Origin of the sequence: Paenibacillus sp. FSL H7-0350, assembly GCF_038593195.1 — a bacterium.
GTDB lineage: Bacteria > Bacillota > Bacilli > Paenibacillales > Paenibacillaceae > Paenibacillus_AQ.
In genome coordinates, this window is sequence record NZ_CP151972.1 from 5,707,794 (window position 1) to 5,726,800 (window position 19,007).

A 19,007-nucleotide genomic window follows, 5' to 3' on the forward strand; every position below is an offset into this window, starting at 1 on the left:
CGTCTCTCATAAGTCAGATTCAGAATACATTCACAAATTATATTAGGAGGTTAACTATACAATGGCAAAAGAAATTAAGTTCAGTGAAGATGCTCGCCGTGCAATGCTGCGCGGGGTTGACGCTTTGGCAAATGCAGTAAAAGTTACACTGGGTCCTAAAGGCCGCAACGTGGTGCTGGAGAAGAAATTCGGCAGCCCGCTAATCACGAATGACGGTGTAACCATCGCCAAAGAAATCGAACTGGAAGATGCTTTCGAGAACATGGGCGCACAGCTCGTTAAAGAAGTAGCTACCAAGACTAACGATGTAGCCGGTGACGGTACTACAACTGCAACGGTTCTGGCTCAGGCTATGATCCGCGAAGGTCTGAAGAACGTAACTGCAGGCGCTAACCCGATGGTTATGCGTAAAGGGATCGACAAAGCAGTGAAGGCTGCTGTTGCTGAACTGCAGAATATCGCTAAACCGATTGTGGATTCCCAAGCGATCGCACAAGTAGCTGCAATCTCCGCTGCTGACGAAGAAGTGGGCCAACTGATTGCTGAAGCTATGGAAAAAGTGGGCAAAGACGGCGTTATCACCGTTGAAGAATCCCGTGGATTCCTGACTGAGCTTGAAGTGGTTGAAGGTATGCAGTTCGACCGTGGTTACATTTCCCCGTACATGATCACAGATACGGACAAGATGGAAGCCGTTCTGGAGAACCCGTACATCCTGATCACTGACAAGAAGATCAGCAGCACTCAAGAAATTCTTCCGCTCTTGGAGAAGATCGTTCAACAGGCGCGTCCGCTGGTAATCATCGCTGAAGACATCGAAGGCGAAGCTCAGGCGATGCTGATCGTGAACAAGCTGCGCGGAACATTCAATGCTGTAGCGGTTAAGGCTCCTGGCTTCGGCGACCGCCGTGAAGCTATGCTGCAGGATATCGCTGCTCTGACAGGCGGACAAGTGATCACTGAGAAACTTGGACTTGATCTGAAAAGCACTTCCATCGAGCAACTGGGTAACGCCCGTCAAGTGCGCGTAACCAAAGAAAACACTACAATTGTAGACGGAAGCGGCGACAAGGCGGACATCAATGCACGTGTTAGCCAAATCCGTTCCCAGCTGGAAGAAACGACTTCCGAATTTGACAAAGAAAAACTGCAGGAGCGTCTGGCGAAATTGGCTGGCGGCGTAGCCGTTGTCAAAGTCGGTGCTGCTACTGAAACTGAACTGAAAGAGCGCAAGCTCCGCATCGAAGATGCCCTGAACGCAACCCGCGCTGCGGTTGAAGAAGGTATCGTATCCGGTGGGGGTACAGCTCTTGTGAACGTATATGCTGCTGTAGCTGCTGTTGTAGCTGAAGGCGACGAAAGAACTGGCGTTAACCTTGTGCTGCGCGCACTGGAAGAGCCTGTTCGTACGATCGCTGCTAACGCAGGCCAGGAAGGTTCCGTTATCGTGGACCGCCTGAAAAAAGAAGCCATCGGCATCGGCTACAACGCTGCTACCGATGAGTGGGTAAACATGTTCGAAGCAGGGATCGTTGACCCTGCCAAGGTAACCCGTTACGCGCTGCAGAACGCAGCTTCCGTAGCTGCTATGTTCCTGACTACCGAAGCGGTTATCGCTGACAAGCCAGAACCAGCCGGTGCTGGTGGCGGAATGCCAGATATGGGCGGCATGGGCGGTATGGGCGGAATGATGTAATAAGGGTTTCCTGAGAAGGAAACACCGTTTGACCATATGATGCAAAAATAAGAGGCTTCCTATGAGTTCATTGAACTTGTGGGAAGTCTCTTTTTCATAGCTTTAGACTTTAATATTCCTCAATCTAATTCTTGATCTAAAAGAGGTTTTACTAAACGACGTACTTCGTCTGTTGAAGTGGTTTCCATTAATTGGTCTCTTAGTTCGCCTGCGCCTCTAAATCCACGAACATAGATTTTGAAATAGCGAAGAAGTGGTCTAAATGAACGTGGCAAGGTTTCTGTCGAATATTTATCGTGAAGATCCAACTGTAAAAGAAGTAAATTGAGAAAATCCTTCGCGCTATGTTCTTTAGAGTCTTTCTCAAAAGCAAATGGATTAGTGAAAATACCGCGGCCAATCATGATACCATCAACGCCGTATTGTTCAACTATTTTTAATCCTGTTGCGCGGTCCGGAATATCTCCATTAATGGTTAACAACGTATTTGGGGCAATTTCATCGCGCAATTTTTTTATTTCAGGAATGAGTTCCCAGTGTGCAGCTACTTTACTCTTCTCTTTTTTGGTACGAAGGTGAATGGAAAGATTCGCAATATCTTGTTTCAATATATGTCCTAACCAATCGCGCCACTCATCAATTTTAGAGTAACCTAATCTTGTTTTAACACTAACCGGCAATCCACCTGCTTTTGCTGCTTGAATAATTTCTGCTGCAACTTCAGGATGGCGTATTAATCCAGCCCCTTTTCCACTGGCTGCGGCGTTTTGTGCTGGGCATCCCATGTTTATATCGATACCACGAAAACCAAGTTTTTTCATATCAATACTCATCTGTTCAAAAAGTGCAGGTTTATTGCCCCAAATATGAGCGACAATCGGTTGCTCATCAGCTGTGAACATTAACCGGCCACCTACATTTTCTTTTCCAACAGGATGACAATAATGTTCTGCACTTGTGAATTCTGTGAAAAATACGTCAGGTTTTGCAGCTTCACTAATGACGTGACGAAATACAATATCTGTGACGTCTTCCATTGGAGCTAATATAAAAAACGGTTTCGGTAAATCCAGCCAAAAGTTTGGTTCGTTACTCATATTATCTTCTCCTGTTGCAACATATAATCAATAGCAAAGCCTTTTACCCATCATACATAGACTAACACATTTTGTTAGGGGCTGTGAATAAATTAGGTATCCGTAAAAGTCTGATCTCCTGGAGATCTGGCTCTTTTTGCTGTTGGCCAGAAGGGAGCGGCAAGCGCGAACTTAAAGATTTCTTTAACTTTCACACAGGGGTTAATCTGCCATGTTAGAGTAGTAGCTTAATAGGATTAATCAATTGAAAGGCCGGAACTTGATGACAAAAATCAGAGGTTTTATCATTTTTTTAGTCTTTTTTCTTGCAATAACTCCATCATCATCAGCAGCAGCGGCACAAAGCTCCAGCTATGCAGAAGCGCTTAACCACTTGGGATTGTTCAGTGGAACGGAGAATGGATATGAGCTGTTGCGGGTGCCTACCAGAGCAGAAGCCCTTGTAATGATGCTGCGTCTGTGGGGGAAGGAGAAAGAGGTCCTGAAAAGCACCTACAACAGTCCATTTACTGATACAGGGTGGGAAAGCCGCTACGTGTCATATGCCTATACCAAGGGTGTAGTTAATGGAATGGATGAGTTTCGTTTTGGCGGTAACCGGCCTATCTCGCTTAACCAATATTGTTCAATGATTTTAAGGGTGCTCAGATATTCAGAAACAAAGGGCGACTTTACCTATGGAACCGCGGTTTCTTTCGCCTCAATAGTTCTAGGAATAGACCTTACCCAAGAACGCGAATTCAATCGGGGAACGCTTGCAAAAATAAGCAGTTATGTTCTAAACACAAGACCCCAAAACCAACTTGCAACGCTAGGTCAAACCCTTAGTGCAACAAATGTGTTCACCACACAAGCTTTAAACGAGGCCAGGTCACTTTGGGAGCAGGATAAAAATCTGGATTCAACGACGATTTTAATATATGCGGTGGGTTCTGACCTTGAATCACAGCAAGGCCGGCTAACCGATGACCTGGAAGAAATTTTGCGGGGTCAACCCAACCAAAATACGAAAATCCTGCTGCAAACAGGCGGAACGCTCAACTATCACAACAAATATATGACCGATGGAGCATCCGAACGCTTTGAAGTTAGTCGTGGACAGCTGCAAAAGCACGACAGCCACATCCAAACCGCCGCATCAGACCCTAAAACACTAAAGGATTTTCTTGTATGGGGCAAAACCGTTGCACCAAGTGAGCGTTATATCCTGATTCTATGGGACCACGGGTATGGAACAATGGGCGGATTTGGTGCAGACGAGTTAAATGAAAGAAAAACGATGAAGGTCTCGGAGCTTTCCCAAGCGATCGGTTCATCAGATATGTATTTCGACTTAATCGTCTTTGATGCCTGTCTTATGGGCACAGTTGAAACTGCCTATGCGCTTAGAAATCAGAGCAAATATCTCATAGCTTCTGAAGATTCAACCCCCGCAGCAGGCTTGTATTATACCACATGGATAGGTGCGCTAGAGCGAAATCCACAGATCAGCACTGAAAGAGTAGGGCGTTTAATTTTAGATTCCTTTACCCTTCATTCAGGGATGGAAGCTAAGATGCAAACCACCCTATCAATGTTGAAGCTGTCTCAGGCGGAATCCTTGGTTAAGGCTATAGAACATGCAGAATTTGATCTCTCCCTAACAGAGCTTGCAAACCGCTCAGAGCTATTAGGCAAAAACGACGGGATATTCGATCAATATGATCTTATAGAGATCATGGGCCAATCATCAGAAGTCACTGCTGCCGCCCAAGCGCTTGCCTTCGAAGTAAGAAATTCAGCAGGCTATAACCATCGGGGCGGCGTAGCAGTATATGTCCCTAACAAAAAAATTGAACTCACACATCAAATGAAACAAGAGCTACAAGCCCTTGGTCTTAGCTCAAAATACATAGAAACTATTTTCTAACGAGGAGGTATTTTATGAAGAAGATAATAAGTTTGATGCTGGTATTCTCGCTTTTACTATCAGTAGCGCCTGTGTATGCGAATGTAGCAACAGAGTACACGTATGTGTTTGGTGTGAAAACAGGAGGCAACGATAACGGCGGAACCGGTGATGATATTTATATGGGCGTAAGTACATATGAATCTGGAATAAACTCTGATCAAGCAACAAATTTTGGCGGCGCTGCCGCTTGGTCTGATACACAACATACATTTAAATTGCAAAATACTCCACCGTGGAGAATGAACGAGCTCGTTTTTTGGCTGGTAGGCAGTGATGACTGGTACGGTGAGTCGGTGGTTCTGTGGCTTCCTCAAATTGGGGGAAACATAAATCCAACACAGACGAAGACCATTCCAATATACTCATGGACAAAAGACCAGGGCAGACTGTATCGTGATATCTCGGACGTAACCAAAAGAAAATTCACAGATATGGGTGACGTTGATAAGCATGGAGGAGAGTTCTATCTGGATGCGAATTCGTCAGGCTCTGAACGTGCAGAGTGGGACAACTATGTCAGAGATCAATATGGTCACTATGACATTATGCAATATGAGGATGCTCCTGTAGTCAGCTATACTGTTTCGGACGACGCTGTAGGCAGGGATTGGTTAACCTTCCAGGAGCCGACAAAAACAAAAACGTTTGAGCTCAATATTGACCGCAAGAAGCTTCACGATCAGATGGTTGCCAAGGACAAAGCAGAGATTTCTCTAACCTATAGAGTGGCGCTGCTTGCCCAGTCTACCAATGCTGAGAGCCTCGGGGGAACTTTTGCCCATACAAGTTCAGGAAATCCGGAAGTGAAAACCTATTTGACAACAAAGATAGGGCAAGCGGACTACTATTATAAAGATGTAACGTATACGTTCTATCGTAGCATATATAACCTCGGCAACCCAGATATCACTCAAACGGTTACCTATTCACCGAGCCAGGACAATCTGTATCTCAACCGTAAATTCACAGATGTTAATATCACGGTTGAAGCGGTGTCCATTCATAAAAAAACTATGACGCAAGAAATTAAAACGGAGCTGATCACCAACTTCCAAGCCACGCCTTCGTTATATATTGGGAACAACACGACAACACCGCTTGCCAACCTAACCATGACCAAACTGGAGGGCGATGATGGCAAACCAAACGGCAAGCTTCAGTTCAATGGACAAGTCCCGCTGGATGTTAGCGCAGTGGAAAGCGAGGGTATAAGGCTTCAGCTTGACAACGTATCTACCCATCTAACGAAAAAAGGCCAGGCGCAGGCCTATTATTTAGAGAATCCAACTCCAGAGTCACCGTCATCACAAAGCTTTTATTTCTCAACTCACAAAGTGGACACTAAAACCCCAACGGTAAGAGTGACCGACCAAACTGGAAATGACCTGACGGGGGCAAATTCCATTCAAGGCAACATCAAAAAGCTGCATGAATTTTATATGGTTGCCAGCGAAACCCTCTATCCAGACGGAAATGTCGCCCACAGCGAGTCGAATCAAAACTATTTTAATTATGAGCTGTACAAGAAAACCGGTGATTCCTATGAACCGGCCATGACCCGAATCACAAACTTTGACGGTACAGGAAACAGAGCAAGAGTTACCGCACCTATTAACACGCAGGTTATTAATGGCGTTAGCCTAAAGCTAAGTCCAATCGATCGGGTGGAGGGTGAATTCAAGCTTCGGCTGTACGGATGGGATCAAGCCGACAATCCGCTTGGCGGAGAGGCCGGATATGCAGAAATTGAGAATATCCTAATCGATAACCAGGCTCCGCGGGTGACCGTAAACGAAACGGTACATCCCCAAGATGCACAGCTCCGCAAAAGAAATGACTATAGCTTTGAAATGAATGACCTTGAGCAAAGCAATAACGGCTGGTCAAGAACTTATTATACCTTTATGAACGGGAATGCGGCGCCGCCTGACACGCCAATCAATCAGATTAAACCTGCCTCCGCAGAAATTGCTTCAACTCAAGGCACATGGGCATTCGTAGACTCAGAAGGTGACAGCACAACTGCCATTCTATCCATTCCCAAAGGGGACAACTTTGAGGGAACTCTCTATTATTTCACCGTAGACTCACTTGGAAACGATTCTAGAAACGAGCAAGCCTCCAGTTACTATAAAAAGCCTGTGAGTATGTTCAATGGAAATGTTGCCGACACCCTCCATACGGAGGATTCCAGTCTGCCAAAGCCGTATTTTGACATTAGCTTTGACGTAAGCAATCCAAACCTTGAAACGAGTTACCGGTGGATTTCTGATCCTGGCAATGACAACAGCTTTACACAAAAATTTAAAGTGTACGAATCAAGCGATGCTGTTGGTGCAGCTGAAAAAACGAATCTTAGCGGAACCAAAGTGCTGATGGACGGGAAATATATCCTTGAATATCGGGTGAAAAATAAACAGTCTGGTAATACTGCTGAATTCTCACAAGAATACACGTATGACGCCTATCCCCCGGAGATTAAATTTACCGTAGGAAGTCAGCACGATCATTTCAAATCATCCCATCAAATTAACGTGAAAGTGGCAGACCGCAGTGGAATTGCCAGTGCATATTACTATGTATCCAAGCCGGATTCAGAGATGAGAATTGAAGATATGCCCAACTATCCGCTGACACTGACACTTGGCAGTGACAACATAGCGCAGGTTAATCAAACCTTGACCCTGGCCGGACTTCCATCAGGTGCGTACAGCATTGTTGTTGTGGCCAAAGACCCGCATGGCAGAGAAAGTAAAAAGGTGTCCCCGTACTTTGGGATGAGGTCAGAGCCTGCGGTAATTGATACCTTAAACTTTGCGGGAGCAAAGATTGTAAACGGAATGGGTACAACCACGGATGGAACCTATAGTATCAATGCTGTGTTGAATGAGCCACATGCATCGTGGACTTCTGATAGCGCAACGAAATATCAAAACCCGGTATATTATGCGACAACGGACGGCATGCCAACAGATAACGGTGCTTTAGTTCCTGCGTTTACAGCGAGTAGCAATTCGGGCGGGAATTATGCATTTACACTCGACACACCGGTTCCGCTTCAAGAAGGCGTCAACACCATCTATTTCCAGTTTGGCCTCATCAATGCTCCTGCTGACGACAGACCGGAGTTTTTAACAGAAGCAAGACCGCTCACCATTCTGTATGATAGCCAGGCACCAGCCTTTGAATTGCCGGACTATAGCACCATACAGCCAACCAACGCATCAGTGACAGCAACAATAATCGCAAGTGATGCGGGTACAGGGATTAGCAAACTGACCGTTGCACCCGAGGATGCTGACAAAATCACGGTTTCTCCCTATACAGACGGTGCATTCACAGTAACGGTAAGCGAAAATATAACCACAAATCTGATCTTGTCTGACGAGCTTGGCAATCGTGTTCTAGTTCCTATTTCCGTATCTAACATTGACCGGGCAGCTCCATCTGCGCTTGCTTCAAGTGACACCGTGACCAAAGGAGCAAGACAAGATGGTGTGATTACAGTTGATGTCTCAGACAAGAATGACACAACCGTCTCCTTCGCACTTATTCAAGATCCGGCAGCAAACCCTATTCTAACCGAAGCGGACTATGCGCTGTTTCAATCAAGCCCATCCGTGGAAATGCAAAGCAGTCCGGTCATCATTAATGGCGAAGGCAACAAACAGAAAACCTACACCATTGACCTGAAGGGGCTTAGCGGAAGCTATGCCATTGGGGTCAAAGCCACCGACACCGCAGGAAATGTGACTGAAAAAGTGTTCACTGACGCAAAACTGGACCTGGTTGACGCAGGGGCAGCCATTGTAAGTGTCAGCGCAAACCCTAGAACTACAAAAACCACCGCAACGGTCAGCGTTTATTTTAACGTTCCAGTAACCGTAATGCCAAACGCACCTGTAGAGGGCGATGTTGTGGGTGATATGGCCAGGTCGAACCTTCTGTATACAGGACTTTTAACAACCTCCGCTAACTATGTAATGGATTATGAGGTTGTTATCCAAAACAATAATAAAATCAGCCTTTACATTCAGGACGAGGTTGGAAGAGACAGTGTTCTGGAATTTACACCTGAGGTTGAATTTGTTACAGGCTTTGATACTACAGGTTATGTAGAGAAAAATGGTCAAACGATTCAAAACGGCGGGTTCATATCCTTTAACCAGGGCGACAAGCTGTATTATATTGTAGTTCCGAATCCAAAGTATTCCGGACAATATTTCTTTGTTGAACATGCAGTGTTATCCGGGTTAGAACTAAATACCGAGCTAAGTGTTCCTGACCCATCGTTTACAGAAGTTGAAGGAAGAACAGCTTATTCTAAGCTTGTATTTGAAGTGCTAAGAGACGGCAAAACAACAAAATCAGCTTATTTCGAGGCCTATACGGCAGAAGGTATGGAAGCTGACCGGATGGAAGCGGAGTATGCTGCCATTGCAACGGTTGACGAAACTGCACCTGTTACACAGGTGGTCTATTCGACCACGGAGCCAACCAACCAAAATGTTACCGCAACACTTTCTGTATATGACCCGGAAAGCGGAATTCTAAAACTTGAACGTTCGTATGACGGCATAAGCTTTAGCCCCATTGAATCGATTGTTTCGCATACCGAAACCTTCGAGCAGAATGCAACGGTATATTTCAAAGTGACAAACAAAGCCGGAATAGTAACAATCGTGCCGGTCACCGTTTCAAACATTGATAAAACGCCAATCACGCAAGACACACACTACACCGTTGAATACAGCTATGAGAACTATCTTGGGAACTGGGTTCCAATCCAAGAAGGAAAAGCCTATAGAAGGGTTATGGCCACGCTCAAGTTTACCGGAGGCGGAAAAACGCTTTCGATGACAAACAACAACGCAGCCTTCTCAAGGACGCTAACGGAGGATAATCACACATTCACCTTTGAGTTTAGAGATCAATCGGGCAACACAGGTTCTCAAACGGTTAGCTATAACCATTTCGACAATACCATTGGCCAAACATCCTATGTGTTATCCAACATGTCCAAGACGAACCAAAATATCTTTGCAACGTTCACTTTAACGGATGATTCAGGTGAAATCGCTTTTGCAGAGGTGAAGAAGGGCAATGTGGTGTATCCGTTCAAAGGGGAGCCGCTTGAGAATGAATATGTCGTAGAGCTGGACAGCTCAGGAATTTATAATGTGACAGCCTATGACTACGCTGGAAACCGTTGGACGACTCCGATTACTGTCTCGAACATTAATAAAGTAGTGCCAACTGCAATTGCAAAAACGTACAGCACACCACCCACCACCGTTACTGCACAAAGCGTGAATGTGGAGTTGACTCAGTTCAGCAAGGAGTTCAAAACGATTACAGTCACCGGTGTGGAGCCTGCCGGAAGCCTAACTGCGGGCGATATCGTACATATCCCCGGCACCAAAGCTGTCCGCTTTAGAAAAAATGGTACAGTGTCCATGTTCTTTGTTGACGACTATGGCAATGAAGGCCAGGAAGTGATAACCGTATCCAATATTGTGTCCACACCGCCGCAAATCAAAGCCACTGCCACATTAGCTGAAGATAAGCTGAGCGTGAATGTGACCTTTGACCAAATCCGTGACAGTGACGGCGTTCCGCTCGACATTCTAAGAAAACTAACAGACCTTACCGTTTCTTATCGTGGATATGAACATGCACTTCTGACTGAAGTGAAGGACGAAGCCGGCGATGCCCTGTCCTATAAAGAGGCAGTGATCAACGTTAAAACTAACGGGGAGCACGTCTTTCAAGTCAGGGACCAAACAGGCATCACGCAAAAAATTCTGGTAACGGTTGAAGGAATTGAAGTGGGCGGTCCAAGAGTTAAAGAGGTTCGCTGGACATACAAATATCTCGAACAGAACCAAAGTGGCGAGTGGGTGGAAAAGGATCATCAAAACAAGATTGTTGTTGGTGTTGACACCTCTGGACAAGAAGAAGGATACGTTGTGGGAACCGACAAGAACCCGGCAACGAACCAGAATGTGAATGTCACGGTAATCACGGATAAAGATGCTAAATTCGTGGGCGGGAACGATCCGTGGAAACAAGAGAAGTCAATGAACTATAGCGACAATGGACTTTACAATTTTAACCTTGAAGGAAGAACAGGGACCTATACCTCGTATGGTGTTGACATTGGTCTAATCGACAAAACACCCCCTGTGCTAAAACTTAAAAATGGGGAAGAGCTAATCTTCATCGAAGGCATGACGCCTAAAAAAGATGCCTCCATTGCCTATGACAAGTCCAAGATTCTGGACTTCGAAGCATGGGACATGGTTGCGGGTAAGAAGGTCGACTTGACGAAGCGGGTCACTATAAGCTATGGAGCCGGCGGGCGGGTGTTTAACCCTGACAACATCTCAGCCAATGAATTTGTCCGCTCGAACCCGTACTATATCGACTATACCGTAAGAGATGATGCAGGGAATCAAACTACCCTTCGCCGGACCGTTCGCCTTGTGGGTCTTTATGACACCATAGCCCTTGTGAACGGCGTTATGCCAAACAGTTCCAATGCTGCGTCCGTTCTAGGAAACAAGGTTGAAATTTCATTGAAGAATTTCTCCGGGATCTCGTATGCACGTTATGAAAAAGGTGTCTTAACCCAAGGTCAGATGAAAACAAAAGGAACGGTCCTGCGGGAGAAAAGCGGAGTGTATACTCTCGATAATGTTACGAATGGTTGGTATACCGTATATATCCAAACGGATAAACGCGACTATTTCAACATTCATGTATATGTCTCAAATCAAGGAGGGAAATAGGCAATGACGTTCTATAGAACAATGAAACGCAGCATAGCTGCAGCTATGATTCTATCCATGCTTTTCACGTTTGCAAGTTTCCCTGTTCATGCTGACGCCAGTAATGCGGATTATTCCATTGCGAACGAATTTATGAAATATTCAATTAATTCAAAAACGGGCGGCTTCTCCATCGAAACCATTGACGGTCATCCGCAAAAAGCGTTTGATAACAACCTTCCGCTTCTGTATAAGGAAGATGCGGCTAGGAGCAACGGAACATCCTTCACAACCGTCCGTATCGACGGAAAGGATTTTATTTTCGGTCAGGAATATGGCTGGTTTGGAATTGATACCAAGCTTCATGAACCTGTCGTTTCTGAGCAAAATAGGCTTTTAACCATTGCATGGGACATTAAGGGCTATACCATTACACAAAAGGTGTCCATTTCAATCGACCCTAACAATTCAAGGACGGGTAACATTGGTATTTCATATGATGTGAAAAATAATAATGCCACGGCCGGAACGGTGGGGATTCGGCTTCTGCTGGACAACGCGCTGGGTTCAGAGATTGACGCACCTTATGTGTTAGTTGACCCGTCGCAACCGACAATCGTTGAAACCGAATATAGCGGTGACAATCTTCCGCAGCAAATCAGATATGTTGATTCTCTGTCGGCCTCGAACAAGACGGCTTATGCCCTCTTGTCCGGCTGGAGCGGCAACAAGGATGTGAACGTTGATAAGGTGATTGTAGGACACTGGATTAATCTTGCAAACACCAGATACGAGTATACACCAAACCCTAGTGTGGACTTTACTAATTATTCTAACCAATACTTAGTTCCCGACACTGCAACGGCTTATTATTGGAATGAAAAAGCCATTGAGCCTGGTCAAGTCAGAATTTCTGAAATGCTCTATGGGATCGGCAGCTTTGCTGAACAAACCCAAAAGGAGCATGTATCCATAGGGATTCAAACCGAAAATGTATACTTAGCTAACGACAAAAAAGGGTATGAAAACAATGGTGTTTTTAAAGCAAATGTAACCATCGACAATAGTGTCTCAGGAGCAAAGGAACTTATAGAACCCATTGTGAAGCTTAGCCTCGAAGAGGGGCTTGTGTTTGCAGCCACGAAGACACGGGAATACACAGTGAAGATTTCGGGCGGTCTTAACATTGGAACGGTGTTTAATATTCCGGATGTAGACATTATTGCAGAGACACAGTCCATGATCAAATCAAAACGTCTGGTCGTTTCGCTAAACGCCACAGAAATTATTGATGCTAAGACCAATAAAGTGGTTGACTATAGTGCCAACACAAACATTTTGATTCCTGCAGTGGAAGGAAAGCTCCCGGAGGTTTCAATGAAGCATGTTTTCCCGGCGGCCGTTTATTATGAAGGTGACAAAAACCTTACCGTTTCTGGCGATATGAAGGTGTTGTCAGGGGCTCTTTCGGGAAGTGACGGATGGAGTCTGTACCTTGTTTCATCCTCAAGCGGTGAGGCTGCTCTGATTGACAAAAGAAAAATAAGCTTTATTGATGAAGGCCAAACGCTTGCGTTCTCAACGAATCAGACGTTAGCGGTTGGAAAGTATGACATTGAATTCAGATTTACAAATCAACAGCTGATCGATGCCTTCGGTACCAAAATTAAAGCAGCCACTACAGTGGACGTTACCGATCATTTAGCGGATAAAAGTGCAAGCTACGGCATTGTTTCGCTAGTCCGGTTCACAGACGCTGCGAACCACAGACAGTTATATGACTATATTAGTTTTACAAACGAAGATGTAATGAAGAAATTCATAGCCGGCGGCGTGAGCAAAGACGGCATTCTTCACAAAGGAATAGCCTTTAAAGAAGACGAAACAGAAATTTTGTTGACCCTTCGCGGAAAAATCAGACTTATGGATACGGGTACAGAAAAATATTACTCTGCCAGCCCGGCCGATGGCGACATTACCATCAACAGCATCTTGACCTATGACAGCACCGAAGCCTTGAAGATGACCGTTGACAGCAAGGGGGCCAAGCTGGAAGGCGACGGTACCGTCAAAGTGATCAACTCGATTAATATTTGGCATAATAAGTGGCATTTTGAAGCCAGCAATGGAACCAAATATACGCTGAACCGGGAGGCTGTTGCCGAGAAGAGGGCTCAAGCCTTTGAACTTCAGCTCGGCGATGCCGGTTATATGCTGCAAAATATTGCAGGTTTTTTGATCAATATTAAGTACGGTGTTATGACCCAGGAAGATGATGATTTCGGAATTAGCTTTGGCGGTAGAATTTCAATGCCTTTAAAAGCTGCTGACTCATCCAAGGGTGAGGAGCATTATGATTATAAAGGCTCGCTCACAGCGGACGTTCAAGATGTTCTCTATGGAAGTAAAGACAGCGAGATTGGTTTTGTTGGCATTAACACAACACTCTCAGTAGCTCTGCCCAAAGATATATTAGGCCCGTTAGTAGGAAACGAAGCCGGTGTTAAAGCGGATATAACCATTAACACCATTGAAGATATTTATAGTATTGATGCCGGTGTATCTGTTACCATGCTCGAAGTAGAAGGGTCATTGGCCCTCAAAAAGGTTCCTATTAACTCCGTGCCCAAAATGATGCTGGACAAGCTCACCTTCTTTTTAGCGCCATCCACAATGAAGGTTCCTGTGGTTGCACCTTATGTATTTATCACAGGCCTTGGCGGAGGAATCTCAAACCTTGCTGACACCGTTGCCGGAGAACCGGCAGGCGAGCTTCCACCCCTTACCATCCATCTTCAGACGAGGCTATTAATTAATGCCATTATTGTAGGTGACTTTAAGCTGGATGCGAAGCTATCCGGTCTCGCCATAGAAGGCAGCGGCCACTTGGAGAAAGACGAAGAGGGAAGGCTGCTTAATATTCAAGCGGGAATGAATGTTCAATGGATCTCGCCGTTTCAGCTTAATGCCTTCGGCAGTATCAGTATTCATGCCGGAGCCATTCGTGGCGGGATCACGATTAAAATTACGGAAGATTATTTCTATGGTTATGTGTACGCAGGGCTGTTCATTCCAGACTCCATCCCGCTGCTCGGGGGCAAGGAGATCGCAGGCGTTGAGGCAGCCGTCTCATCGGACTTTGTGGGTGCAAACTTTAAGGTCATTGGGGTGAAGCTTGGCTTCATCTATTATTGGAACGGTGACCTAAGCTTTGGCGGGTCCATCGACCTCTCTTCAAGAGGAGACGCCGTTCACTATGTCCACTCGGAAGCGCTGGACGAGAGCGGCAACCTTGTGCCAACCACCACGATCTATGGAACGAATATGAGAAGACTGAGTACGGAGGCCGTCGCTAAGACAAGGGCCGGGAATGGGGTTACCAAAGAGATTAACCCGGCAACAAAGGATGCACTTCTCTTTGAAATTCCACTTCGGGGTTTAATCCAGCCGTCTGCATCTGAAATCATTGTCACCAATCCAAATGGAAAAAGATTGACCATGATTGAAGACGACAACAAGGGCAACGGAAACTATCTTGTTCAATCTTTAGACGGCACGAATTATTTGTACATTTCAGTCACTGATCCCTCTCTGATTGTTGGGGGCAACTGGTCCGTTTCAGTTTCAACACCTGATGTCTATATAGACAACTTTGCAGTAAACAGTGTTGACTATATGCCTGAGCTGACAGGAGTTAGTGCTTCTACTAGCACAAATACAAGCCGTGATATTAACGTTTCCTGGACAACGGACAAGCAGGGCCAATATTCGGGTGCACTTAATGTCTATGTCACGAAGGACCCGTCCGTCATGAAAACCATCGAATCCTCTAACATTCAAGATACTTCATCATTAATTAGTATTGGCAACCTGGAGTTAGATGAAATTGAATCAGGCTCTCATGTATTCACGCTTCCTGAGTCCTTTCCTGAAGGGAAATATCATGTGGTGGCCATGCTTGTGAACCATCAAGGCGGAATGAGCAAGAAAATCACTGCTTCAACCTTCACTTTTACCAATCCATTGCTCCCGCAAAACCCGAAATCTGTGTCTGCGGTCTACAGCGGTGACGGCTATGTGAAGGTTGATATAGCGGGAACCGATGATACTGCCACACATTATCTTGTGGCGATCCAAGATGAAGACGGGGATGAGGTCGAGAATTCCTTTGGTCAATTTAAAGTTGGCAGTGACATCGTTCTCAAACCATTAGAAAGCCAAACCAACCGGCCTCTATTAGAGGAAGGCAAGACTTATTTTGTTGAAGTGCAGGCGGTTAGAATTGTGGAGTCTGCTCTTAAACAGGCGGAATATTACCGTTCAACCGAATTTGCATCATCGCCAAGCTTTGTTATGCCTTCAACGGATAAGCCTCAGCTTGTAAGCATTGATACAAATATTGACAGATCAAAGGATCTCTATTACTTAAACACTAACCAATTAAAGGCGACGTACACCTTCGACAGACCCGTGAAAATGACCTTCAACCTTAACACCGAAGATAAAAACACGCCTCTAGAATTTAAGAAGGTGTGGTCATTTGAAGAAAATCTTGAAGACGGCCAGCAGCTGGTTGACTTTATAGCGGTTGCTGAAAACCGTGACACCCTCCAAGGCAGCCGTTCATCAGGTGCCATTGGATTTACTGTTGATACCAAAGCGCCTGTGTTACTCCTTGATGAAGATGTTAAAACCAGCCTGGATAAGGAAAACGTTGATAACACCGTCAGCAATCAGGTTGTTTTTGTGGGCGCGGACTCCAGCTATAGCTTCCATGGCCTAACAGAGCCATCCGCAAGCTTAACGTTAGACGGCAGTTCAGACGGCATTGTTATCCGTCCTGACGGAACCTTCGTTGTCAATCGCAAGGCCTCAGGTGAGGAACCGAACGAAACTCTGATGCTTACAGCGGTTGATGATGCCGGTAACGAAACGGTGGTTCCAGTGTATCTGGTGAATCGTGTTCTGTCAGAGTATGAAAGCATCAAACTAATCTCTGACCTGGAAGGCTCCGAGGATCAGCCTGATTCGATTGAGCTTGGCATAGGCGCGGCAACGGCGCTGTCTGTTAAAGCTCTCCGCACAGTTGAGGGCACCGTTCTAAAGGCAGAAGACGTTGTGTGGGACGTTCTGTATAATCAGAACATCATCAGACTGTCACAAGACGGGACCCTTGAAGCATTAGCCCCAGGCGAAACGGCTATCAAGGTTAGTTATAGACTGTCTGCTTTTGAAGGCCAGAACGGGAAGACGGTCTATAAAGAACTGTCAGACGTTATCAAAATTCATGTAAAAGATTATGGTTACCGTTATGAGGTTCGTCAGACCCAAGGGTTCTCGTTGTACACCATATATACTGAAATGAACATGGGCAAGGCAACGGTTGTGATTGGAGGCAACAAACAAACTCTGTTATATGACAATCTCAAGAAAGCCTATATTGGCGCTTCAAAGGAGCTTGTCACAGGCGAGCAATTAACAGCCAAGCTTGGTTTTGAACCAACGGTGAAATCTCCTGTTCTTCTGCGAGGAGATACCGATGGTAGCGGTGCGATCGATAAAGTCGACGTTACGGCAACATTGAATGCTATTTTGGACAATGTTTACAACGGCTTTAGTTCTGTAGAAAATTGGATGAGAGCTGATACCAACGGTGACGGCATTGTTGATATTGTAGATGCGCAGCTCACCCTAATGGAGGCACTTCAAAGATGATCAAATACTTAAAAATCATTGTGTGCATCATGCTTCTAGGGGCTGTTATACCTTCATATGCCTATGGCGCAAATGATGCTGCAGACCTTAGTTATCGTGTGGGCATCACCGTAACGGACAGCTCGGGTTCCTCGAAATCATCATTTAAGGTCGGAGAAAAAATACTTGTTAAGCTTAGTCTTGCCTATACTGGTGCCGGAAGGGCACCGGTATATGGCTTTCAGGGAAAGCTGCAGTTTGATTCTTATGTACTGGAAAATACCGGTGTGAAGATGGAAAAGGACATTTCGATGAAAGTTTCCGATGGTGCCATCAACTATGTCTATCTGGATATGACCGCCAAGGGAACAGAGGATTCCATCCTGAAAAATATAGGAACGGCTGTATTTCAAGCTAAAAACAGCGGCACGTTCAGCATTTCTTCAAGCGGCTTCATTCTAACAAACAAAGATGCGACACACCGGTATATTGAACCGGTTGAAGCTGTGCAAATCATTGTGGGCGATGGAGTAAAAGATGCCTCAAAATCTCTGTTATATGAAAACATTGTTGCTGCAAAAGCTTTGCTTGCTTCAGTGACGATTGCGGATAATCCCAAAACCATCTATTATCCGGATTATTGGTACCCAACCAAATCCGCGCAAACATTGAGAGCTGTGATTGCTGAAGCTGAGGCTGTTTTTAATAACAAGGACGCGCTGGCTTCGGAAATCTCAGAGGCTATTGAAAAGCTTAGCATTGGCGTTTCTGACTTTGAGAACTCCAAAATTACCGGTCCGAAACGTTGGGCTGCTCCGGAGGGCGATGCCACAGCCGGTAGCACCGCAGTGGATCTTTACTATTCAGTTAAAGCTTCGGTGAAAGGCGGAAACGGCAAAATTGCCGAGGGCTTTGAAGTTCAAACCATTCGCGCCACAACCTCTGCCACCATCCGAATGATTCCCGATGAAGGGTATGAAACCGAATATATCTTTGTCAACGGTGAGAAATGGATAGGCCACGACATTTACACTATTCCAGAGGTTAGCCGTGACACCCTTGTGGTGGTTACCTTTGCGAAAAAACCTCCTTTTACAGATATAGCACATGACGATTGGTTCTATTCTTCTGTAAGATATGTTTACAACAAGGGACTGTTCACGGGAACTACTGAAACGGAATTCTCACCCTCCGGGAAAATGAGCCGTGCCATGCTGGCCACTGTACTCTATCGCATGGAGAATAAACCGGATGTTACATTTGTGAGTGTATTCTCTGATGTGCAAAGTGGCCGCTGGTATTCAGAGCCGGTGATTTGGGCCAATCAAAAGAACATTGTTAACGGGTATGCTAAGGGGAAATTTGCTCCCAACGATGCGATCACCCGTGAGCAAATTGCTGTCATGCTGCATAGGTACGCAAAGGTTAAAGGTTATGGCCTTCAAGCTAAAAATTCAAGCCTGAGCTTCAAAGATGCAAATCAAATTTCAGGCTATGCCAAAGAGTCCATTACTTGGGCTGTATCCAAGGGCATCATGAAGGGTAACACGGATTTGACTATAAATCCTTCTGGTCTTGCTACCAGAGCGGAGGTTGCCACTATGCTCGAAAGGTTTAATGAGCTGAATTGAAATTTAAATGAATACCAGCCGCCCCAAAATATTTATCTCATCTAAGAAAAACCGCGAAGCCTTGCTGCTGCGCGGTTTTTCTCTGTTTGTCCTTTAAAGTTTTCATTATTCTTTTATTCCCTTCCTTTAGACTCGAATATACAAGATATGATTTTGTCTATGAGAAAA

Annotated in this window: 6 protein-coding genes; 5 read left to right on the forward strand and 1 reads right to left on the reverse strand. The window is 45.3% G+C overall.

The window, feature by feature from the left end; all coding sequences use genetic code 11:
* Positions 1-61 precede the first annotated feature (61 nt).
* Positions 62-1,696 carry a chaperonin GroEL gene (gene groL, locus NYE24_RS25880; protein WP_076157176.1) on the forward strand — a complete coding sequence of 545 codons (1,635 nt, stop codon included), beginning with the start codon at positions 62-64 and terminating at the stop codon, positions 1,694-1,696.
* Between the two features lie 119 nt (positions 1,697-1,815).
* Here groL and NYE24_RS25885 read toward each other — a convergent pair whose 3' ends face one another.
* A complete protein-coding gene (locus tag NYE24_RS25885) occupies positions 1,816-2,793 on the reverse strand; it encodes a tRNA-dihydrouridine synthase (protein WP_036693729.1) in 978 nt (325 codons plus the stop codon).
* A gap of 262 nt (positions 2,794-3,055) precedes the next feature.
* On the opposite strand from NYE24_RS25885, the gene NYE24_RS25890 reads away from it, so the two are divergent.
* From NYE24_RS25890 to NYE24_RS25905, 4 genes are read left to right on the forward strand one after another with little or no spacing between them, the layout of a single operon-like run.
* Positions 3,056-4,702, forward strand: a complete 1,647-nt coding sequence (locus tag NYE24_RS25890; RefSeq protein ID WP_083677910.1) for a clostripain-related cysteine peptidase — start codon at positions 3,056-3,058, stop codon at positions 4,700-4,702.
* A gap of 14 nt (positions 4,703-4,716) precedes the next feature.
* Positions 4,717-11,535, forward strand: coding sequence for a hypothetical protein (locus tag NYE24_RS25895; protein ID WP_342477006.1), 6,819 nt, complete (start codon positions 4,717-4,719; stop codon positions 11,533-11,535).
* Positions 11,536-11,538: 3 nt separating this feature from the next.
* Positions 11,539-17,229 (forward strand): hypothetical protein, encoded by a 5,691-nt coding sequence (locus NYE24_RS25900; protein WP_342477007.1) that lies wholly within the window; start codon positions 11,539-11,541, stop codon positions 17,227-17,229.
* Positions 17,226-18,839: an S-layer homology domain-containing protein gene (locus NYE24_RS25905; protein ID WP_342477008.1), complete on the forward strand. Its 1,614-nt coding sequence runs from the start codon at positions 17,226-17,228 to the stop codon at positions 18,837-18,839. The genes NYE24_RS25900 and NYE24_RS25905 overlap by 4 nt, the downstream gene beginning before the upstream one ends.
* Positions 18,840-19,007: the final 168 nt, after the last annotated feature.

Excerpts from the sequence above, each read along its gene's own strand:
- NYE24_RS25890 (WP_083677910.1), top strand. The coding sequence starts at position 3,056 with ATGACAAAAATCAGAGGTTTTATCATTTTTTTAGTCTTTTTTCTTGCA.
- groL (WP_076157176.1), top strand. The coding sequence starts at position 62 with ATGGCAAAAGAAATTAAGTTCAGTGAAGATGCTCGCCGTGCAATGCTG.
- NYE24_RS25895 (WP_342477006.1), top strand. The coding sequence starts at position 4,717 with ATGAAGAAGATAATAAGTTTGATGCTGGTATTCTCGCTTTTACTATCA.
- NYE24_RS25885 (WP_036693729.1), bottom strand. The coding sequence starts at position 2,793 with ATGAGTAACGAACCAAACTTTTGGCTGGATTTACCGAAACCGTTTTTT.
- NYE24_RS25905 (WP_342477008.1), top strand. The coding sequence starts at position 17,226 with ATGATCAAATACTTAAAAATCATTGTGTGCATCATGCTTCTAGGGGCT.
- NYE24_RS25900 (WP_342477007.1), top strand. The coding sequence starts at position 11,539 with ATGACGTTCTATAGAACAATGAAACGCAGCATAGCTGCAGCTATGATT.